Source organism: Pantoea sp. BL1 (genome assembly GCF_000963985.1).
In the GTDB taxonomy this organism is placed as follows: Bacteria; Pseudomonadota; Gammaproteobacteria; order Enterobacterales; family Enterobacteriaceae; genus Pantoea; species Pantoea rwandensis_B.
Map to the genome: position 1 here is coordinate 173871 of NZ_JZRH01000047.1, position 20226 is coordinate 194096.

Here is a 20226-nt window from a genome sequence, read left to right on the forward strand (position 1 = left end):
CGGGCACAGAAAGAGAGCGTCTTGTGCGATTATTCAGCCAATTAAGTTGGTATTTCCTGCGCGAGTGGCGGCGATATCTGGGTGCCGTCAGCTTGCTGATTGTGATTGCGTTATTACAACTGCTGCCGCCGCATGTGGTCGGCGTGATTGTTGATGGCGTAACGCAACACACCTTAAGCAGCGGCAAACTTTTTATGTGGATTGGCGTGATGCTGGTGACAGCGGTGATCGTCTATCTGCTGCGTTATGTCTGGCGTGTGCTGTTGTTTGGCGCGTCTTACCAGCTCGCAGTTGAATTACGGGAAGATTTCTATCGCCAGTTGAGTCGCCAGCATCCTGCGTTCTATTTACGCCATCGCACGGGCGATTTGATTGCGCGCGCCACCAATGACGTGGATCGCGTGGTATTTGCCGCCGGTGAGGGCGTCCTGACGCTGGTGGATTCGCTGGTCATGGGCTTAGTGGTGCTGGTGGTGATGAGCGTGCAAATCAGCTGGGAACTGACGCTGCTGGCGCTGATCCCGATGCCGCTGATGGCGATTGCCATTCAGAAAGATGGTTCGCGTCTGCATCAGCGCTTTAAAGTGGCCCAGGCGGCCTTCTCCAGCCTGAACGATCAAACACAGGAGAGCCTTACCAGCATTCGGATGATCAAAGCTTTTGGTCTGGAAGATCATCAATCGCAACAGTTTGCTGACATTGCGCGCGACACCGGCAAGAAAAACCTGCATGTGGCGCGTGTTGATGCACGTTTTGATCCCATCATTTACATCGCCGTGGGTTTCTCTAACCTGCTGGCGATTGCGGGCGGTGGCTGGATGGTGTGGCACGGTAGTTTGACGTTGGGTCAGCTCACCAGCTTCGTGATGTATCTGGGACTGATGATTTGGCCGATGCTGGCGCTGGCGTGGATGATCAACATCGTTGAACGTGGGAGCGCGGCATGGAGCCGCATTCGCGCGCTATTGGCGGAAGCGCCGGCGGTGGAGGATGGGCAGAAAGTCCTCCCCGACGACGCTGGCGATTTACAGGTCGCCATTCGTGAATTCCATTATCCCGCTAACGCAGGCGCGGCGCTGAGCCATGTTAATTTTCAACTGAAACCGGGGCAGATGTTGGGGCTGTGCGGTCCAACCGGCTGTGGTAAAAGCACGCTGCTAAGTCTGATTCAACGTCATTTCGACATCGACCAGGGTGACATTCGCTACCATAACCTGCCGCTAACGCAACTGCGACTCGATAGCTGGCGCAGTCGGCTGGCGGTGGTGAGTCAGACGCCGTTTTTGTTCTCCGATACCGTGGCTAATAACCTGGCGCTGGGCCGTCCGAATGCGTCTCAGGAAGAAATTGAGCGCGTGGCGCGCATGGCCTGTGTACACGATGACATTCTGCGTCTGCCGCAGGGCTATGACACCGAAGTGGGGGAGCGCGGCGTGATGCTTTCCGGTGGTCAAAAACAGCGTATTGCCATTGCCCGCGCGCTGTTGCTGAATGCGGAAATCCTGATCCTCGACGATGCACTATCCGCGGTGGACGGTCGCACAGAGCATGAAATCCTGCACAACCTGCGGCAGTGGGGCAAAGGCCGCACGTTGATCATCAGCGCGCATCGTTTATCGGCGTTGACCGAGGCCAGTGAAATTCTGGTGCTGCAACAAGGTGCGGTGACTCAGCGCGGCGATCACGACAGCCTGCTAGCGAAAGAGGGATGGTATCGCGATATGTACCGCTATCAGCAACTCGAAGCGGCGCTGGATGAAGATGAAACCGCAGAGGAGGCGAATCATGGCTAAATCGCAACGTTTGTGGCCAACCCTGAAACGCCTGCTGTCATACGGCAAACCCTGGCGAAAATCGCTGTGGCTGGCGGTCGGCATGCTGTGGATTGCGGCGGCGGCAGAAGTCACCGGCCCGGTGCTGGTGAGCTACTTCATTGATAATCTGGTGGCAAAACACCAGATGCCCTGGGGCATCGCCATTGGGCTGCTGGTGTGCTTTATTTTGCTGCAACTGCTGGCTGCTGGTTTGCACTATTTCCAGGCGCTGCTGTTTAATCGCGCGGCGATTGGTGTGGTGCAGCAGTTACGCATGGACGTGATGAACGCGGCACTGCGTCAGCCGCTTAGCGCCTTTGATACCCAGCCGGTGGGGCAGATTATCTCGCGCGTTACCAACGATACCGAAGTGATTAAAGATCTCTACGTCACGGTGGTGGCTACCGTGCTGCGCAGTGCGGCACTGATTGGCGCAATGCTGGTGGCGATGTTCTCGCTCGACTGGCGAATGGCGCTGGTGGCGATTGTCATCTTCCCGCTGGTACTCACGGTGATGCTGATTTATCAGCGTTACAGCACGCCGATTGCGCGTCGTGTGCGTAGCTATCTGGCGGATATCAATAATGGTTTCAATGAAGTGATCAACGGTATGAGCGTGATCCAGCAGTTTCGCCAGCAGGCGCGCTTTGGTGAACGCATGGGCGAGGCCAGCCGCTCACACTATCTGGCGCGCATGGAAACCCTGCGACTGGACGGTTTCTTGTTGCGTCCGCTGCTGAGTCTGTTTTCGGCAGTGATCCTCTGTGGGCTGCTGATGCTGTTCAGCTTTGCCACGCCCGGGGTGTTTGAGGTCGGCGTGCTTTACGCCTTTATTACCTATCTGGGACGACTGAACGAACCCTTGATTGAGCTCACCACGCAACAATCGATGCTGCAACAGGCGGTGGTTTCCGGCGAGCGTATCTTCGAACTGATGGATGCCACTCAACAGGGATACGGCACGGATAACCTGCCGTTGGCCTCAGGGCGAATTGCCTTGCACGATGTCAGTTTTGCCTACCGCGACAATCGGGATGTACTGAGCCATATCAGCCTCGAGGTGCCGGCGCGCGGTTTTGTGGCGCTGGTGGGGCATACAGGCAGTGGCAAAAGTACGCTGGCGAATTTACTGATGGGATATTATCCGGTGACACGCGGCAGCATCGAGCTGGATGGTCGCCCCTTACCGCAGCTGACGCATGAAGCGCTACGCCAAAGCGTCGCTATGGTGCAGCAGGATCCGGTGGTGCTGGCTGATACCTTGTTAGCCAACGTGCGGCTGGGACGCGATATCCCGGAAGAGCAGGTGTGGCAGGCACTGGAAAAAGTGCAGCTCGCCCCGCTGGCACGATCGATGTCAGAGGGCATTCACACGCGGCTGGGTGAAGAAGGCAACAATTTGTCGGTCGGGCAAAAACAGTTGCTGGCGCTGGCGCGAGTGCTGGTTTCGCTGCCACAAATTTTGATCCTTGATGAAGCGACTGCAAATATCGATTCCGGTACCGAACAGGCGATTCAGCATGCGCTGCGTGCACTACGCCAGCACAGCACGCTGGTGGTGATTGCGCACCGTCTTTCTACTATCACTGAAGCGGATCAGATTTTGGTATTGCACCGTGGTCAGGTTGCCGAGCGGGGCACGCATGCACAGTTGCTGGCTCAACAGGGTCGTTACTGGCAGATGTATCAGCTACAGCAGGCGGGTGATGAACTCGCGGCGAGCATACCCGCTCAAGCAGAAGGGTGAATTGCACCTTTTTTGCGCAGATTTATCGGATTGTTCTGTATTGATGCACTCCTTTGAGGCTGAAAGCACCAAAGGAGTGCAATATTGCAACACCTTTCTTTTGTCCTGTTCCCAAACTGAGCCACCCATCACATAACGAAGCGCGATATAGCGCGTCCAGGCCACTGACTGCTTCCCTTTTTTCATTTATGGCACAGCGTTTGCTTATATCTCCTCGTGTCCGCGAGACTCACTCAATTTATTATCTGGAGGGGAACGTATGAAGCTGGTTACCGTGGTAATCAAACCATTTAAGCTGGAGGACGTGCGTGAAGCTTTATCCTCCATTGGCATTCAGGGACTGACTGTTACCGAAGTGAAGGGGTTTGGTCGCCAGAAAGGTCACGCAGAGCTTTACCGCGGTGCCGAGTACAGCGTGAACTTCCTGCCAAAAGTTAAAATTGATATCGCGATTGCGGACGATCAACTCGATGAAGTGGTGGATGTCATCAGCAAAGCCGCTTACACCGGCAAAATTGGCGACGGCAAAATCTTCGTCGCAGAACTGCAGCGCGTTATTCGTATTCGTACCGGCGAGACCGACGAAGCAGCACTGTAACTGGGGCTCTGAATTGTGATGGGATGGAAAGAAATGAATAAAATGATGACTAAGTTGGGCCTCACCAGCCTGGCACTGTTACCGTCTCTGGCCATGGCGGCAGCTCCTGCCGTTGCGGACAAAGCGGATAACGCCTTTATGATGATCTGTACCGCTCTGGTACTGTTTATGACGATTCCGGGCATCGCCCTGTTTTACGGCGGTTTGATTCGCGGTAAAAACGTCCTGTCGATGCTGACCCAGGTTGCCGTGACCTTCGCATTAGTCTGCGTGCTGTGGGTGATTTACGGTTATTCGCTGGCCTTCAGCGAGGGCAACGCCTTCTTCGGTAACTTCCAGTGGGCGATGCTGAAAAATATCGAGCTGAAAGCGGTGATGGGCAGCTTCTATCAGTATATCCACGTCGCGTTCCAGGCTTCCTTCGCCTGTATCACCGTGGGCCTGATTGTGGGCGCGATTGCTGAACGTATTCGCTTCTCAGCAGTACTGATTTTTGTGGTGGTCTGGCTGACGCTCTCTTATCTGCCAATCGCACACATGGTGTGGGCTGGCGGTCTGCTGGCGCAAGACGGCGCGCTGGACTTCGCGGGTGGTACCGTTGTTCACATCAACGCCGCAGTTGCGGGTCTGGTGGGTGCTTATCTGGTGGGCAAACGTGCTGGCTTCGGTAAAGAAGCGTTCAAACCGCACAACCTGCCAATGGTCTTCACCGGTACTGCGATTCTGTATGTGGGCTGGTTTGGCTTCAACGCCGGTTCTGCTTCTTCTGCAAATGAAATCGCAGCCCTGGCCTTCCTGAACACTGTTGTGGCGACTGCAGGTGCGGTGCTGTCATGGGTGTTCGGTGAGTGGGCGATGCGTGGCAAACCTTCTCTGCTGGGTGCGTGTTCTGGCTTTATCGCCGGTCTGGTTGCTATCACCCCGGCTTGTGGTTATGTCGGTGTCGGCGGCGCGCTGATTATCGGTCTGGCCGGTGGCCTGGCAGGCATCTGGGGTGTGACCACCCTGAAGAAATGGCTGCGCGTGGATGACCCATGTGATGTGTTCGGTGTCCACGGCGTGTGCGGTATCCTGGGTTGTATTCTGACCGGTGTGTTCGCCTCCTCTTCACTGGGCGGCGTGGGCTACGCAGAAGGCGTGACCATGGGCCATCAGGTTTGGGTTCAGCTGTTCAGCTGCGGCGTGACCATCGTCTGGTCAGGTGTTGTCGCCTTCATCGGCTTCAAACTGGCGGATATGATCGTTGGCCTGCGTGTTCCAGAAGATCAGGAACGTGAAGGTCTGGATGTGAACAGCCACGGCGAGAACGCTTACAACCAGTAAGAAATGAGCGGTAGAAGAGCAGTGCGCTAAAACTATAAAAAGACGAGGGGGCGATAATATCGCCCCTTTTTTTATGCGTCGCGCTGGCGCATGACGCCTTCCTGAACCGTGGTCGCGACCAGTGTTCCATCCTGCGTGTAGAACTCCCCACGTACAAACCCACGTGCGCCTGAAGCTGAGGTGCTCACCACGCTGTACAACAACCACTCTGAGAGATCGAACGGGCGGTGGAACCACATGGAGTGGTCAATCGTCGCCACCTGCATGTCAGGCTCCAAAAAGCCTTTCCCGTGCGGCTGTAGCGCCACAGGCAGGAAGTTGAGATCCGAGGCGTAACCCAGCAGGTATTGATGAATACGGCGATCGTCCGGCAGCTTGCCGTTGGCACGAATCCACACCTGGCGCATCGGCTCATCGACACGGCCCTTAAGCGGGTTATGGATTTGCACCGGCCGGATATCCAGCGGACGCTCAGCGAGAAACTTTTCTTTGAGTTTGAGCGGTAAATGGGCCGCCAGTTTTTGCGCCAGATCCTGCTCTGAGGGGAGATTGTCCGGGCCTGGCACCGGCGGCATGCTGTTCTGGTGCTCAAATCCGCTTTCCGGCGCCTGGAACGAGGCGGTCATATAGAAGATCGGCTGTCCGTTTTGCACCGCGCTGACGCGACGCGCGCTAAAACTTTTGCCGTCGCGCAGAGTTTCGACATCATAGATGATGGCTTTTTCGCTATCACCAGGGCGCAGGAAGTAGCTGTGAAAAGAGTGGATGATGCGCTCTTCCGGCACGGTTTGTTTTGCTGCGTATAACGCCTGACCGACGACCTGGCCGCCAAATACCTGGCGCAGGCCGAGATCTTCACTTTGGCCGCGAAACAAGCCTTCTTCGAGTTTTTCGAGATCGAGTAAATTAAGCAGGTTTTGCAGTGCCTGGCTCATAGCAGATTCCTCAGGGGGGCAATTGCGTCAGTGTGAAAGATCCGACCAGTTTCCGTCAATGATTTTGCCGTGATTTCAGCGAGCTGGCAGTGCTTTTGGGCGCAATCCGGTTTTTGTGCCAGAATTAAGGACATTCGGCGGTTGAAAAGCTACCCAACAAATTGTCCGCCGACAATCATAGTGTTCATAAGGAGACGACATCGATGAAACTCTGGCATGTTATTAGCGGTGTGACGCTGGCGGCAGCATTGGCTGGCTGTGCCGATCACAGTAAGCCGGTGGCCACCCCAACGCTGGGCTCGGCCGTTGCGGGGCAGCAGGCCGCGATTACGCAGCCTAATGTTAGTGGTTCGGTGTACTTTCGTCAGCGCATTGCGTTGCCGCCGGATGCAGTGTTAACCGTGACGCTGTCCGACGCTTCACTGGCCGATGCACCATCGAAAGTGCTGGCGCAGCATGTGGTGCGTACTGAAGGGAAACAGGCGCCGTTCCAGTTTGTGCTGCCGTTTAACCCGGCCGATATTCAGCCGAATGCGCGGATTCTGTTAAGTGCCGCTATCGCTATTGATGGCAAACTGGCGTTTATTACCGATACCGTGAAGCCGGTAATCAATCAGGGCGGTACGAAAGCGGAGCTGTTGCTGGTGCCAGTGACAAATATGGCGATGCAAACCAAGCCTGGCGCAGCGACCACGGTGCCGTCAACGTCGCCAACGCAGGTGGTGCCTTCCGCTTCGGTGCCTGCGCCGACGAGTATGTAGTATAAGCAGGGGCGTGGATTTTACGCCTAAAAACAGGGCGGGGGAGTGTGTGGGCAGGCAACACTGTTGCGTAAAGCCGCTGTCTCGTCCCTGATCGCTCGGCACACGCCATCCATGGCGTGTGACGCTTTACTCCACAGCGTTGCCTGCCCGCACCTCAGCATGGGTGCGAGTTTGTGAGTGACATCGGCGGATTGTCCCAGAGTGCTCGTCACTTTTATCTTTGGCTTGATGCCTGACTTCACAGTTTGCTTGCCCGCACCTCAGCATGGGTGCGCTTAGTACTTCCAGCGATACTTCTCTAATTCAATTTCACCGGCATCACTGACTTCGATGCCTTCGGCTTCCAGCGCATCACGCTGGCGGAAGAGATCATCGCCTTGCAGAGAAATACGGCCATGGCGATTGATGACGCGAAACCATGGCAGTTTGCTGCCCTCGGGTAAGCGACGTAATACGCCGCCGACTTGTCTTGCGGCACGCGGTGAGCCGGCAAGCAGGGCGATATCGCCGTAGGTGGTGACTTTGCCTCTGGGGATCGCGGCAATGATTTGCCAGACGCGCTCGGAAAAGTTGCTTGTGTCGTTCATGCACGCACCTGATTCAGCGAGTAAATGCCGACTTTAGCATGCCGGGAGGGCGAGAATCAGGGTTTTACTGGAGAGCTGTTCAAGAAAACAACGGTCACCCGGCCTGCGCTTGCAATTGCCAGGGGGTTACTTGATAATGCCTGCGCTCTCGAAAGAGAGCTCGTCAATGGGGGCCCTGTTGGTTCTCCCGCAACGCTAACTTGTGAACTCGGTCAGGTCCGGAAGGAAGCAGCCGCAGCAGGCGACGCGTGTGCCGGGATGTAGCTGGCAGGGCCTCCACCATTTCTACTCCCGAAAAAATCCTCAAGAAATCAGTACACAGCGAAACGCTGGCACTCCTTTGCCTGTGAATCATTCCCTGAAGTGAAAAGAGGGCGTAACGATCAGCGGATAAAAATAGTTAGCGGACGAACTTCCAGACAGAAACCGGTACTTTATCGTAAAGCTTATTCATCGTCAGTTCTGCAAGGCGATGATCGGCAGCAGAATAAAATACCGCGAGCTCGTTGTCAGATAATTCGTACTTGTTCTTTTCAATCACCCGTTCAAGGGTGTCAATTGAGCGACAACGACGCAGTCGCATCAAATAGTCTGTTTTGGTTAAGGCTTGGTTGCTCATAAATAAACCGGTCTCACTCTGATGCTAAAAGGAATGGCTGGGTTGTTGGAGAAAAGCGCACTCTTCGGCAAACAGATTAAATAAGCGTCTTGCTGAACGTTGCCACCGTTGAAGATCCTGAGTATTGATTCCATAACTGCTAAACAGCATAAAGGTATCGTCAAGATATTCATCGATTTGCGTAATCAGCGCTTCATCTTCAACGTGCTTAATTTTGTAATTCATCGTGAAAGACGCGATATGCTCAATCAAATCGTTGAGCTGTAAATTGCTTTCCGCAGTAGGGTCATTCACCCAGCCGTGATGGCTGTCAGTCAGTGTCGCCATACTTTCGTCAAACAGGTTCTCACACAGGAATTTAAGCTGGGCAATATCATGCCGTTTTGGTGAGTATTCGTCCATCTTTTTCCCCTCCAGAGCTTGCACAGTGACCGCAGCGCGGCGAGATTTGGAAAAGCTATCAGGAAGCGATCACGAATATTAAGAATTCAGCGACTCCTTAAATATAATCCACATTCATTAGCTTTGCTCACCTCGATTACCAAATATTACAATTCGTCGGCTGGCGAGGGGCGGGTATTGTCTATCACTGAAAACACCAGTGCGCCCGGTACTATCTGGAACAAAACTTCTTCATGCTGGGTAGATGTTTCATTTAAATCCAGGCAAGGATTAAATAAATCCCACTTAAAATCGTAAAGCATTTTAAATCGATTGTTGTCGTGCGGTTGAATGGAAATAATCTTAAAACTGTCGGGAACTAATTGCGCGTTTTGAGAATACCACTGTAAATCACCTGCCAGGGCTTCGGCTATTTTGAGAATATTCCCCTGGATAATAGCCTGCAACTTCTCGCAATCGTCCTCATCCACAGCAATATCACAATGAATAATAGACTGCATTTCGCTTCCGGTAAAAAAGGAGGATGAATCTATCATTAGGGTTCTCGCCAAATATTGCAAGTTAACTCTGTGCAGAATACGTAATCGTTGCGATGGGATTTATCACTCAATCGATTCAGATCCAGTGATAGCCACAGAGGAAGCGCCGAATGGTTAACTTTTGAAACACTTTCTCCCGGGCGTCGCGTCAGGGAGATCGGGTAGTATAATTGTTATGTTATAACGTATTTGGTCTCCCGCCATGAATCACAGTGGTTTACTCCTCTCACTCAGCGGTCGCTTAATGGTCGCGCTGTTGCTTATCGCGTTCCTGGCGCTGGCTATCTATTGGGGAATGCAGAAATGATGCATTTCAATCGCTTGCAGGGCGGCTATCAGGGACAAGCGGTGACGCCGATAGTGACCGGAGAGCTGGCGGCAGGCAGCATGACGGCATTAATCGGCGCGAACGGCACCGGAAAATCCACGCTACTGAAAACCATCGCCGGTCTGTTGCCACCTATTGCAGGGACTTGCGAATTAAAGATTTCGCCTAAGGCGCTTGGCTGGTTACCGCAGCGTAGTGAGTTAGAAACTCGTTTCCCGCTTACCGTTTATGAACTGGTTGCTATGGGATGCTGGCCGCGCTGCGGCTGGTTTGGTGGCATCAATCGTGCGATGCGACAGGAGATCGATGCCGCACTGGATGCCGTGCAGATGCGTGATTTCGCCGATGCGCAGCCTTCTATGCTTTCCGGCGGCCAGTTGCAACGTGTGCTGTTTGCGCGCCTGATGCTGCAGCAAAGTAAAGTCTGGCTGCTGGATGAACCCTTTAATGGCATCGATACGCAAACCGTCACGCTGTTGATGTCAATCCTCGAGCAGCAGCAGCAGGCGGGCACCACCTTATTAGTGGTGTTGCACGATCGCCCACTGGTTGCGCGTTACTTCAAAGATGTGTTGTCGCTCGACGATGCTGACTCCGCTCAAACCCCACTGCTGCGCAGGGTGGCCTCGTGACATTGATTCAACCGTTTATCGAATTTGGTTTTATGCGCCGCGCGTTAGTGGCTTGTGTGGCATTAGCGCTGAGCGCCACGCCGCTGGGTGTTTTCCTTTCACTGCGTCGTATGAGTCTGGTGGGTGATGCGCTCTCCCACGCGGTGCTGCCTGGCGCGGCGATTGGCTATCTGGTTTCCGGTTTATCGCTGGTGGCGATGGGCATCGGCGGGCTGATTGCGGGATTAGCCGTTGCGCTGCTTTCTGGTGCCGTCAGTCGCTACACCCCCTTAAAAGAGGACGCCAGTTTCTCAGGCTTTTATCTCGGCTCGCTGGCGCTGGGCGTGACGCTGGTGTCATTGCGCGGATCGAGCGTCGATCTGCTGCACGTTCTGTTCGGTTCACTGCTGGCCGTCGATAACGCGGCCATCCTGCTAGTGGGCGGCATCGCGGCTTTCACTTTGCTGATGCTGGCAGTGATTTTCCGCCCGCTGGTGATCGATGCGTTCGATCCGGATTTCCTGCGTGCTCAAGGCAAGTGGAGCGCGCCGATCGTCCACGGCATCTTCCTGATGTTGGTCGTGCTGAATCTGGTGGCGGGTTTTCAGGTGCTCGGCACGTTGATGTCGGTGGGATTGATGATGTTACCGGCGACCAGCGCGCGTTTCTGGAGTCGCCATCTTGCCTGCATGCTCGGCATCGCCATGCTGCTGGCGATGATCGCCGCGCTGGTGGGGTTAATTCTTTCCTGGCACTTCTCACTGCCCGCTGGTCCGGCGGTGGTGCTGAGTGCTGCCGTACTGTTTTTGCTTTCTGTTTTAACAGGACCGTGTGGCGGCCTGCTGCGCCGTCGATAACTATACAATTAGGGGATACGAATGAAGAAGTTACCGCTGAGCCTGGCGATTGGCGCCATGTTTATTAGCCCACTGACCATGGCAAAAACGGTGGATGTCGTGGCGAGTTTCACCGTGCTGGCCGATATCGTTAAGCAAGTCGGAGGCGATCACGTTAACGTGAAATCGCTGGTGCAGCCTAACGGTGATCCCCATACCTTCGAACCCACGCCACAGGATAGCCAGGCGTTGGCTAAAGCCAATGTGGTATTTGTGAGTGGTTTGGGGATGGAAGGGTGGATGGATCGCCTGATCAGCGCCTCCGGTTATAAAGGCACGATTGTGGTCGCCTCCAACGGCGTCAACACGCGCAAAATGGAAGAAGACGGCAAAACCGTGACGGACCCACACGCGTGGAACAGCATGCACAACGGCGTGATTTATGCCACCAACGTGATGAATGCGCTGATTAAAGCCGATCCAGAAGATGCGGCGGATATCCGCAAGAGCGGTGAAAGCTATATTCAGCAGCTGGAGAAACTGGATAGCTGGGCGAAAACGGAGTTTGCTGCAGTGCCAAAGAGCAAGCGTAAAGTGCTGACCAGCCATGATGCCTTTGGTTACTTTGGCCAGCGTTATGGTGTGAGTTTCCTGGCGCCAGTCGGTTTCTCCACTGAAGCCGAAGCCAGTGCCAGCGATGTGGCATCGATTATCAAGCAGTTGAAAGCCGAGCACATCAAGACTTACTTCATGGAGAATCAGACCGATCCGCGTCTGGTGAAACAGATTGCCAGCGAAACCGGCGCACAGCCAGGTGGTGAACTCTATCCAGAAGCGTTGTCCGAGGCGAACGGTCCTGCTGCGACTTATGTTGCTGCCTTCAAGCACAACGTCGATGTTATGTTGCAGAGCATGAAGTAAAAAAAAGGCCGGGGAGCATCCCGGCCAATTATCACGACACTTTCCTACCTTTTCTTTTTTCTTCCCTGAACCGCCTTAAAGCGCGGATTCGTTTTGCAGATCACGTAAATGCGACCTTTACGACGCACGACTTTGCAATCCTTGTGACGGGTCTTGGCAGACCGTAATGAACTTAAAACCTGCATGCGTGAACTCCTGATTAATTACCGCGCGTCAGGAAGCTGCCAAAACGCTTGTTGAAGCGTGCGGCGCTGCCTTCTTTGGTGAGATCTTTTTGCTTGCCGGTGTAGTGGACGTGGGATTTAGACGAGACATCCAGCGTCACGTAAGGCAGCACTTCACCTTCAAACTCAATGGTGCGTTCGGTTTTAATGGTGGAACCGATTTTGAAATACTCATCGACAGAAGTGTCATGGAACACCACGGGACGGTATTGAGGATGGATATTGGCTTTCATAACTGCACTCCCATGTAATGTTATAATATAACAATAGTATGAACCTGCAGCGAATTGATTGCAACCGCGATCGCAGTAAGGGTATTGAATGGTCGGGTGAAGGGCGGCGTTCAGGCAATAAAAAAGGCCGCTTGCGCGGCCTTTTCAACAGGTGACAACTTAGTGTTTGTGCTCGACCGGATGGCCTTGCTCAATCTCCGCTTTGTTTTTACCAAAGCGGCGACGTACCACCACAAAGAACACAGGCACGAAGAAGATCGCCAACGCGGTTGCAGTGACCATGCCGCCCATTACGCCGGTACCTACGGCGTTCTGTGCGCCGGAACCGGCACCGGTACTGATGGCCAGCGGTAGAACACCCAGGATAAAGGCCAGTGAGGTCATCAGAATTGGACGCAGACGCATACGTGCCGCTTCCAGTGTTGATTCCACCAAACCTTTCCCTTCCTTCTCCATCAAATCCTTGGCGAATTCAACGATCAGGATGGCGTTCTTCGCCGACAAGCCAATGGTTGTCAGCAGCCCCACCACGAAGTAGACGTCATTACTGAGCCCGCGCAGGGTGGTAAAGATCAATGCACCCACCACACCCAACGGAACGACCAGCATAACGGAGAACGGAATCGACCAGCTCTCGTACAACGCGGCCAGACACAGGAACACCACAATCAGCGAGATGGCGTACAGGGCAGGGGCCTGGTTACCGGACAGACGTTCCTGATAGGACATACCCGTCCAGTCGTAGCCGATACCCGCAGGCAGTTTGCCCGCCAGCTCTTCCATCAGGTTCATGGCATCACCGGAGCTCTTACCTGGAGCAGCCTGACCCAGAATTTCCATTGAAGGCAAGCCGTTGTAACGTTCCAGACGCGGTGAACCATACTGCCATTTCGCCGAAGAGAAGGCCGAGAACGGAACCATGGTGCCTGAGCTGTTACGCACGAACCATTTACTGATGTCATCTGGCAACATACGTGAGTCAGCCTGGCCCATCACGTATACCTTCTTCACACGACCACGGTCGATGAAGTCATTGACGTAAGAGCCACCCCAGCCAGCGCCCAGCGTGGTGTTGATGTCAGACAGCGACACACCCAGTGCCTGCGCTTTCTCCTGATCGATGATCAGTTTGTATTGCGGTGTATCTTCCATACCGTTTGGACGCACGCCCACCAGCGTATCCGGATGTTGGGCAATCATGCCAAACAGCTGGTTACGCGCGGCGGTCAACTTCTCGTGACCGAGGTTACCCTGGTCAGTCAGCATGAAGTCGAAGCCGGTGGCGTTACCCAGTTCAATAATCGCTGGCAGGTTGAACGGGAAGACCATTGCATCTTTGATCTGACCCAACGCCTGCATGGCGCGTCCGGCAATCGCGGGCACTTTCAGGCTGGCATCGCCACGCTCATCCCACGGTTTCAGGCTGACGAAGGCTATACCGGTGTTCTGACCACGTCCCGCAAAGCCAAAGCCGTTAACAGTAAATACGGAGTTAACGCTGTCTTTTTCTTTGTTCAGGAAGTAATCCGTCACCTGGTCCAGCACTTTCTGCGTACGTTCCTGGGTTGCACCGGCTGGCAACTGCGCCTGCGCCAGTAACAGACCCTGATCCTCTTCCGGCAGGAAGGAGGTGGGCAGTTTCAGGAACAGATACGCCATACCGACTACGATCACCAGGTAGATCACCAGATAACGACCGGTGCTACGCACGATGTGACCAACGCTATCGACGTAGTGGTTGGTGCTCTTGTCGAACAGACGGTTAAACCAGCCAAAGAAGCCGGTGGTTTTACCGTGCTCGCCTTTCTTGATCGGTTTCAGCATGGTGGCACAGAGTGCTGGGGTCAGAATCAACGCAACCAACACTGACAGCGCCATCGCGGAAACGATGGTGATCGAGAACTGACGATAGATAACCCCGGTAGAGCCGCCGAAGAAGGCCATCGGAATAAATACCGCAGACAGCACCAGAGCAATACCGACCAGCGCGCCCTGAATCTGTTCCATCGAACGTTTCGTCGCTTCTTTTGGCGGTAAACCTTCTTCCGCCATAACACGCTCAACGTTCTCCACCACCACGATGGCGTCATCCACCAGCAGGCCGATGGCGAGCACCATACCGAACATCGTTAACGTGTTTATCGAGTAACCGAATGCACTGATGATGGCAAAGGTACCCAACAGCACGACCGGAACAGCGATGGTTGGAATCAAGGTCGCGCGGAAGTTCTGCAGGAACAGATACATCACCAGGAACACCAGCACGATCGCTTCAAACAGCGTTTTCACCACTTCGAAGATCGAGATCTTAACGAACGGCGTGGTGTCGTACGGGTAAACGGTTTTCATGCCTGACGGGAAGAACGGCTGCAGTTTGGCCAGCTCATCTTTCACCGCTTTGGCGGTATCCAGCGCATTCGCACCGGTTGCCAGTTTCACACCGATACCCGAAGCCGGTTTGCCGTTGTAGCGGGCGATGATCTCGTAGTTTTCACCACCGAGTTCAATCTTCGCCACGTCACGCAAGCGCACCTGTGAGCCGTCCTGGTTCACTTTCAGCATGATATTGCCGAACTCTTCGGTATTGGTCAGACGGGTCTGCGCAATAATCGAGGCGTTCAACTGCTGGCCAGGGACGGGCGGTGTGCCACCCAACTGACCGGCGGCGACCTGGGTGTTCTGGGTGCCCAACGCACTGATCACATCCACCGGCGTCAGCTGGTAGTTGTTCAGTTTGTGTGGGTCCAGCCAGATGCGCATCGCGTACTGCGCACCAAACACCTGAGTATCACCGACGCCAGGCGTACGGCTGATCGGGTCTTTGATGTTGGAAGCAACATAGTCAGAGATATCATTCTGCGTCATGCTGCCGTCATCACTGACAAAGCCCGCTACCATCAGGAAGCTGCTGGAGGATTTTTTAACCTGAATACCTTGTTGCTGAACTTCCTGCGGCAGCAGTGGCATCGCCAGCTGCAACTTGTTCTGTACCTGTACCTGCGCGATATCAGCGTTAGTACCGGACTGGAAGGTCAGCGTCAGGGTCAGGGTACCGGACGAGTCACTGCTCGAGGCCATGTACATCAGGCCATCGATGCCGTTCATGTTTTGTTCGATAACCTGGGTTACCGAATCCTGCAGCGTTTTCGCATCAGCACCCGGGTAAGTTGCCTGGATTTCAACGGCCGGCGGCGCAACATTGGGATATTGCTCAATCGGCAAACTGATAATCGCAAGGGTACCCGCCAGCATAATGATGATGGCAAGCACCCAGGCAAAAATGGGGCGATCGATAAAGAACTTAGCCATGTATCAGTGGCTCCTGTTTAGGACGATGATTTAGCAGACTGTGATTCCGGCGCTGCTTTGGCATCATCTTTGACTTCTTGTGGTGTCACCTGCGCACCTGGCTTGGCACGCTGAAGACCGACGGTGATCACGCGATCGCCCTCTTTTAGGCCATCCGTTACCAGCCATTTGTCGCCAAATGCCTGATTAGCGGTGATGTTACGGACTTCCACTTTATTATCTGCGCCAACCACCATCGCGGTTGCCTGACCGGTTGGGGTACGGGTTACGCCCTGTTGCGGTACCAGCAATGCGGTTGGATTGGTCCCCTCATCCAGACGCGCACGCACAAACATGCCTGGCAGCAGGCGGTGGTCCGGGTTCGGGAAGATGGCGCGCAGCGTGATCGATCCGGTGGTTTCGTCCACGGTCACATCAGAGAATTCCAATGTGCCTGGCTGCGTATATGCGTTACCGTTTTGCATCAACAGCGTGACATTGGCTTTGCCGTCATTCTGTTTCAGCTGACCGGATTCCAGTTCTGCGCGCAAACGCAGGAAATCATCACTGGACTGGGTGACATCGACATACATCGGATCGAGCTGTTGCACGGTTGCCAGTGCAGTGGTTTGACCGCTGGAGACCAGAGCGCCTTCAGTGACTGACGATTTACCAATGCGACCGCTGATCGGCGAAGTGACTTTGGTATAAGCCAGATTAATGCGTGCGGTTTCCACGTTGGCTTGCGCCGCCTGAACCGCAGCAGCCGTCTGCGCAGCGGTTGCCGCAGCGGTGTCATAGTCCTGCTGACTGATGTACTTGGTACCCAGCAGCGGCTTATAACGCTTGATGGTTAACTGCGCGACGTGTGCATTGGCTTGCGCCTGTGCTAAATCGCCTTTGGCGCTGTCATAAGCCGCCTGGTAAGTAGCCGGATCGATCTGATACAGGGAAACGCCTGCTTTGATATCCGTACCTTCCTCAAAATTACGCTTCAGAATAATACCTGACACCTGAGGGCGCACTTCTGCCACGCGAAATGCCGAAGTACGACCTGGCAATTCGGTGGTAATTTTCAAAGGCTCGTTTTTTAACGTCACAACACCCACTTCTGGGGGCTGCTGCTGGGCGGCTTGCTGGGATTTATTATCATCACATCCTGTTAACACAAAGCTGCCTGAAAGCATCAGGACGGCCGCCAGAGGCGCTAATCCTCTGTTTTTATTCATAAATAAACCTCTAGTGTCCGATATCAAATGATCAATGGATCACAAACCGATAAACCCATTGCTGCGTTAAAACACGGGTCGTGCTATGGTACATACATTCACAAATGTATGTAAACTTGCCAGTTTGTAAAAAAAGTCCTCTATGGCACGAAAAACCAAAGCGCAAGCACTTGAAACGCGGAACCAAATTCTGGATGCCGCTTTAGCACACTTCTCTGAACACGGTGTGGCTGCCACATCCCTGGCAGATATCGCAACAGCGGCCGGCGTAACGCGCGGTGCTATCTACTGGCATTTCAAAAATAAAGCCGATGTTCTGCATGAAATCTGGCTTCGGTGTGACGCTGGGCTTGACGATGTGGAACTTGAGTATCAGACAAAATACCCGGGTGATCCACTTTCTGTTATTCGTTCAATGTTGATCTATATCCTTGACGCCACTGCAAAGGATCCTCAAAGACGCGCACTAATGGAGATTATCTTTCATAAATGTGAATTCGTGGGTGAAATGTCGACATTACAGGATATGCGTCAAAGTTTACTGCTTGAGTGTTACGACCGAATTGAATTGGTGCTACGTGAGTGTATCGAAGTCGGGCAGTTACCTGCGAGATTGAACACGTTGCAATCGGCGCGTCTGATGTGCGGTTATATCAACGGCATGATGGAAAACTGGTTGTTTAATCCGCAGGCGTTTGATCTGGCAGCGGAGGCGCCGCAACTGGTCGATGCATTTTTGGATATGCTGCGGCTGAGTCCGACTTTGTCTGGGGCGCGCTAATCGGTGCCTTCTGCTGCCTGTTTCTGCTGATAATCGCGTTGGACAATCGCCAGCGCGGCTAACACGGTTGCGGTCGGCACCTGGTTCTCTTCCAGCAGTTGAATCAAATCCACTGCCAGTTTGATCTCATCGGATGCAGTTTCCAGTGACATGCTCTCTCCTTGTTAAATACGTAATTTTGCTGCCACCAGCAGCATCAAAATTGAGCCCAGCAGTGCCACTCCAAAGCCAGCGGGATGCAACGTCGCTAAATCACCCGTCGTAAAATAGGTGGCGATGTAACCCCCAATTAACGCACCAATCACCGCCAGCACCAGCGTCGGAACAAACCCACCCGGCCGACCGGGAAAAACCATGCGCTTGATGCAGCCAGCCACCACGCCAATCGCTATCCACATAATTAGAGTCATGATTTTCCTCCTTCATTCGTAGGGGGGAGTATATACCCTAAATAATTTCAGGTGCAGGCAAGTGGCAAGGGAATGAACCCGCAGGCGCTTACTCAGGTAAGAGATGGGGGAATGAGCGCAGCTAACGCACCGGCCATGTGAAGTATGAGGGAAGTGGGCGGTGATTACCGTGCCGGGCCTGACATTTCCAGTTTGTGCATCGCATGGCGACAGCGTGCCAGCCGCTCATGCAGCACTTCGATATCACGGATCAACTGCTGCTGCACGCTGAGGGTTTCGGCGCGCGCCAGATGTTGCTCACGTTGTTCGATCATCGCCAGCAAGCGCGTTTCATAGCCCTGATACTCTTCGCGCTTCGACTGGCGCGGATCAACGCGAGGACGCTCACGCTGGGTGCGCAGTTGCTGGCTCTGACATTCGCGTTGCAGGGCGGCAATCTGATCCAGCACTTTCTCCGCCAGCCACTGACGGCGCATGACGTCGGTGTCAGCGGCGCTGAGCTGGGTTAAATTCTGTTCCAGCTCAGCGAGATAATCAGCGAGCCGCGTGCCTTTGCAACGGAACAGTTGGGCGTCAAAACGGGGCTGTCGGCAGGCACCATCGCGTTGCTGCGAGATTTGTTGTCGTAGCTGATCGACAAGGGCGAGCAGGCGTTGATGTGCGGGCGGTTGGGGCATCACTCTGATTCCGACTGTGTTAACGTAGCGCAGTTCCGATTTTATCAGGCATCAGGCATGCAACGAATTTTTCTTCTGTGTCTTGGCTGGCTGGCGATTGTGCTGGGCACGCTGGGCATTGTATTACCTTTATTACCGACCACGCCATTTGTGTTGCTGGCCGCCTGGTGTTTTGCCCGTTCGTCACCGCGTTTTCACCACTGGCTGCTGTGGCGCTCGCCGTTTGGCCGCTACATTCGCCACTGGCAGCAACATCGCGCCATGCCGCCCGGCGCCAAAGGCCGTGCCATGTTGCTGATTGTCATCACCTTTGCCGTCTCTCTCTATCTGGTTAACATGCTATGGGTGCGCATCATGCTGGGCATCATGTTGTGCGCGCTGCTGCTATTTATGTGGCGCATTCCGGTGGTGGCAGAAAAGGATGACAGCGGCGATTAAGCGCGGCAGGGTTGCATTTAGCCGGGTATTTGCATAGATTTGGGCATCTTCGTGCGTGGCTTCCCTTCTAAACGTCTTCGCTTAACCCGGTTTCCGGGTATTGGCGCTGTCGGATGCTGCGCGTATTAGATATTTTTCCAGGCGTAACACTTATGACCGCAACTGCTCAGCAGCTTGAACTCATCAAAAACAGCATCAAAAGCATCCCTGACTACCCTAAGCCGGGCATCCTGTTCCGTGACGTCACCAGCTTAATGGAAGATCCGCAGGCGTATGCCGCGTCGATTGCCATTCTGGTTGAGCGCTATCGTGACAAAGGCATCACCAAAGTGGTAGGTACGGAAGCACGTGGCTTCCTGTTTGGTGCACCTGTGGCGCTGGGTCTGGGCGTAGGCTTTGTCCCGGTGCGCAAACCCGGCAAGCTGCCGCGTGAAACCTACAGCGAGAGCTATGAGCTGGAGTACGGTTCTGATGCGCTGGAGCTGCACAAAGATGCCATCAAGCCAGGCGATGTGGTGCTGGTGGTGGACGATCTGCTGGCCACCGGCGGAACGCTGGAAGCCACAGTGAAACTGATCCGCCGTGCCGGTGGTGAAGTGAAAGATGCTGCGTTTGTGATCAACCTGTTTGATCTGAGTGGTGAAGCGCGCCTTAAGGCGATCGGCATTGACTGCTACAGCCTCGTGAATTTCCCCGGCCACTAAGGCCTGTGCGCCGCAGGCAATAGCCATCGCGGCGCATTTCATTACGCATCCCTGCCGCCGTGCCCTTGTATCAGTGCTCGATAAATCGTTCCGCCATTGCAAGTGCGCGATAAAAATTCAGCACCTGCAACGTGAAGTATGTCGGGTATAGGCATATCCTGTTGTGGCTGTTAGACTACTGCCCATATACACAGGGTTTGCGAAGCTGCATTTTTCCC

Annotated in this window: 23 protein-coding genes and 1 other RNA gene; 12 read left to right on the top strand and 12 right to left on the bottom strand. The window is 54.2% G+C overall.

What is annotated here, in order from left to right; all coding sequences use genetic code 11:
• The first annotated feature begins 23 nt into the window (after positions 1-23).
• The 4 genes from VH86_RS20340 (at position 24) to amtB (ending at position 5482) form a co-directional block, all read left to right on the top strand.
• On the top strand, positions 24-1793 hold the full coding sequence (locus VH86_RS20340) for a SmdA family multidrug ABC transporter permease/ATP-binding protein (protein WP_038648541.1): 1770 nt from the start codon (positions 24-26) through the stop codon (positions 1791-1793).
• Positions 1786-3561 (top strand): SmdB family multidrug efflux ABC transporter permease/ATP-binding protein, encoded by a 1776-nt coding sequence (locus VH86_RS20345; protein WP_045833930.1) that lies wholly within the window; start codon positions 1786-1788, stop codon positions 3559-3561. The genes VH86_RS20340 and VH86_RS20345 overlap by 8 nt, the downstream gene beginning before the upstream one ends.
• A 259-nt stretch (positions 3562-3820) precedes the next feature.
• Positions 3821-4159, top strand: coding sequence for a P-II family nitrogen regulator (gene glnK / locus VH86_RS20350; RefSeq protein ID WP_007886947.1), 339 nt, complete (start codon positions 3821-3823; stop codon positions 4157-4159).
• 33 nt (positions 4160-4192) lie between these two features.
• Positions 4193-5482 (top strand): ammonium transporter AmtB, encoded by a 1290-nt coding sequence (gene amtB / locus VH86_RS20355; RefSeq protein ID WP_038648536.1) that lies wholly within the window; start codon positions 4193-4195, stop codon positions 5480-5482.
• Positions 5483-5553: 71 nt separating this feature from the next.
• Here amtB and tesB read toward each other — a convergent pair whose 3' ends face one another.
• The gene (gene tesB / locus VH86_RS20360; protein WP_038648534.1) at positions 5554-6417 is read right to left on the bottom strand and encodes an acyl-CoA thioesterase II; all 864 of its coding nucleotides are present in this window, start codon (positions 6415-6417) and stop codon (positions 5554-5556) included.
• A 203-nt stretch (positions 6418-6620) separates the two neighbouring features.
• On the opposite strand from tesB, the gene VH86_RS20365 reads away from it, so the two are divergent.
• Positions 6621-7178: a YbaY family lipoprotein gene (locus VH86_RS20365; protein ID WP_045833931.1), complete on the top strand. Its 558-nt coding sequence runs from the start codon at positions 6621-6623 to the stop codon at positions 7176-7178.
• 278 nt (positions 7179-7456) lie between these two features.
• Here VH86_RS20365 and VH86_RS20370 read toward each other — a convergent pair whose 3' ends face one another.
• Positions 7457-7768, bottom strand: coding sequence for an MGMT family protein (locus VH86_RS20370; RefSeq protein ID WP_038648530.1), 312 nt, complete (start codon positions 7766-7768; stop codon positions 7457-7459).
• A gap of 176 nt (positions 7769-7944) precedes the next feature.
• On the opposite strand from VH86_RS20370, the gene ffs reads away from it, so the two are divergent.
• Positions 7945-8041, top strand: an RNA gene (ffs, locus tag VH86_RS25265) — signal recognition particle sRNA small type.
• Between the two features lie 127 nt (positions 8042-8168).
• Here ffs and VH86_RS20380 read toward each other — a convergent pair.
• The 3 genes from VH86_RS20380 to VH86_RS20390 form a co-directional block, all read right to left on the bottom strand.
• Positions 8169-8387, bottom strand: coding sequence for an HHA domain-containing protein (locus VH86_RS20380; protein WP_034828137.1), 219 nt, complete (start codon positions 8385-8387; stop codon positions 8169-8171).
• A gap of 24 nt (positions 8388-8411) precedes the next feature.
• The gene (gene tomB, locus VH86_RS20385; RefSeq protein ID WP_034828139.1) at positions 8412-8789 is read right to left on the bottom strand and encodes an Hha toxicity modulator TomB; all 378 of its coding nucleotides are present in this window, start codon (positions 8787-8789) and stop codon (positions 8412-8414) included.
• A gap of 146 nt (positions 8790-8935) precedes the next feature.
• Complete coding sequence (locus VH86_RS20390; protein ID WP_034828141.1) at positions 8936-9289, bottom strand: hypothetical protein; 354 nt, start codon at positions 9287-9289, stop codon at positions 8936-8938.
• Positions 9290-9631: 342 nt separating this feature from the next.
• On the opposite strand from VH86_RS20390, the gene VH86_RS20395 reads away from it, so the two are divergent.
• From VH86_RS20395 to VH86_RS20405, 3 genes are read left to right on the top strand one after another with little or no spacing between them, the layout of a single operon-like run.
• Positions 9632-10288, top strand: a complete 657-nt coding sequence (locus tag VH86_RS20395; RefSeq protein WP_034828143.1) for a metal ABC transporter ATP-binding protein — start codon at positions 9632-9634, stop codon at positions 10286-10288.
• The gene (locus VH86_RS20400) at positions 10285-11124 is read left to right on the top strand and encodes a metal ABC transporter permease (RefSeq protein ID WP_045816335.1); all 840 of its coding nucleotides are present in this window, start codon (positions 10285-10287) and stop codon (positions 11122-11124) included. Before VH86_RS20395 ends, VH86_RS20400 begins: the two co-directional genes overlap by 4 nt.
• A 21-nt stretch (positions 11125-11145) precedes the next feature.
• Positions 11146-12024: a metal ABC transporter substrate-binding protein gene (locus VH86_RS20405; RefSeq protein ID WP_045833933.1), complete on the top strand. Its 879-nt coding sequence runs from the start codon at positions 11146-11148 to the stop codon at positions 12022-12024.
• A 44-nt stretch (positions 12025-12068) separates the two neighbouring features.
• Here the strand turns inward: VH86_RS20405 and ykgO are convergent, their stop codons facing one another.
• From ykgO to VH86_RS20420, 4 genes are all read right to left on the bottom strand, one after another.
• A complete protein-coding gene (gene ykgO, locus VH86_RS25270) occupies positions 12069-12209 on the bottom strand; it encodes a type B 50S ribosomal protein L36 (RefSeq protein ID WP_008103894.1) in 141 nt (46 codons plus the stop codon).
• A gap of 14 nt (positions 12210-12223) precedes the next feature.
• On the bottom strand, positions 12224-12481 hold the full coding sequence (locus VH86_RS20410) for a type B 50S ribosomal protein L31 (protein WP_038648520.1): 258 nt from the start codon (positions 12479-12481) through the stop codon (positions 12224-12226).
• A 159-nt stretch (positions 12482-12640) separates the two neighbouring features.
• Complete coding sequence (locus VH86_RS20415) at positions 12641-15790, bottom strand: multidrug efflux RND transporter permease subunit AcrB (protein ID WP_038648518.1); 3150 nt, start codon at positions 15788-15790, stop codon at positions 12641-12643.
• A 17-nt stretch (positions 15791-15807) separates the two neighbouring features.
• Positions 15808-16998 carry an efflux RND transporter periplasmic adaptor subunit gene (locus tag VH86_RS20420; RefSeq protein WP_045833934.1) on the bottom strand — a complete coding sequence of 397 codons (1191 nt, stop codon included), beginning with the start codon at positions 16996-16998 and terminating at the stop codon, positions 15808-15810.
• Between the two features lie 142 nt (positions 16999-17140).
• Between VH86_RS20420 and acrR the strand changes: the two genes are divergently transcribed.
• The gene (acrR, locus tag VH86_RS20425; RefSeq protein WP_045816338.1) at positions 17141-17779 is read left to right on the top strand and encodes a multidrug efflux transporter transcriptional repressor AcrR; all 639 of its coding nucleotides are present in this window, start codon (positions 17141-17143) and stop codon (positions 17777-17779) included.
• Here the strand turns inward: acrR and rsmS are convergent.
• From rsmS to priC, 3 genes are all read right to left on the bottom strand, one after another.
• Positions 17776-17931 (bottom strand): pleiotropic regulatory protein RsmS, encoded by a 156-nt coding sequence (gene rsmS / locus VH86_RS25275; RefSeq protein WP_071845628.1) that lies wholly within the window; start codon positions 17929-17931, stop codon positions 17776-17778. The two genes, acrR and rsmS, sit on opposite strands and share 4 nt — an antisense overlap.
• Before the next feature lie 12 nt (positions 17932-17943).
• Positions 17944-18189 carry a GlsB/YeaQ/YmgE family stress response membrane protein gene (locus tag VH86_RS20430; protein ID WP_034828157.1) on the bottom strand — a complete coding sequence of 82 codons (246 nt, stop codon included), beginning with the start codon at positions 18187-18189 and terminating at the stop codon, positions 17944-17946.
• 164 nt (positions 18190-18353) lie between these two features.
• Complete coding sequence (priC, locus tag VH86_RS20435) at positions 18354-18866, bottom strand: primosomal replication protein PriC (RefSeq protein WP_045816339.1); 513 nt, start codon at positions 18864-18866, stop codon at positions 18354-18356.
• A gap of 57 nt (positions 18867-18923) precedes the next feature.
• Here priC and VH86_RS20440 point away from each other — a divergent pair, with 57 nt between their 5' ends.
• Positions 18924-19304, top strand: a complete 381-nt coding sequence (locus VH86_RS20440; protein WP_038648508.1) for a DUF454 family protein — start codon at positions 18924-18926, stop codon at positions 19302-19304.
• A 152-nt stretch (positions 19305-19456) separates the two neighbouring features.
• Positions 19457-20008: an adenine phosphoribosyltransferase gene (apt, locus tag VH86_RS20445; RefSeq protein WP_038648506.1), complete on the top strand. Its 552-nt coding sequence runs from the start codon at positions 19457-19459 to the stop codon at positions 20006-20008.
• The last annotated feature ends 218 nt before the right edge of the window (positions 20009-20226 follow it).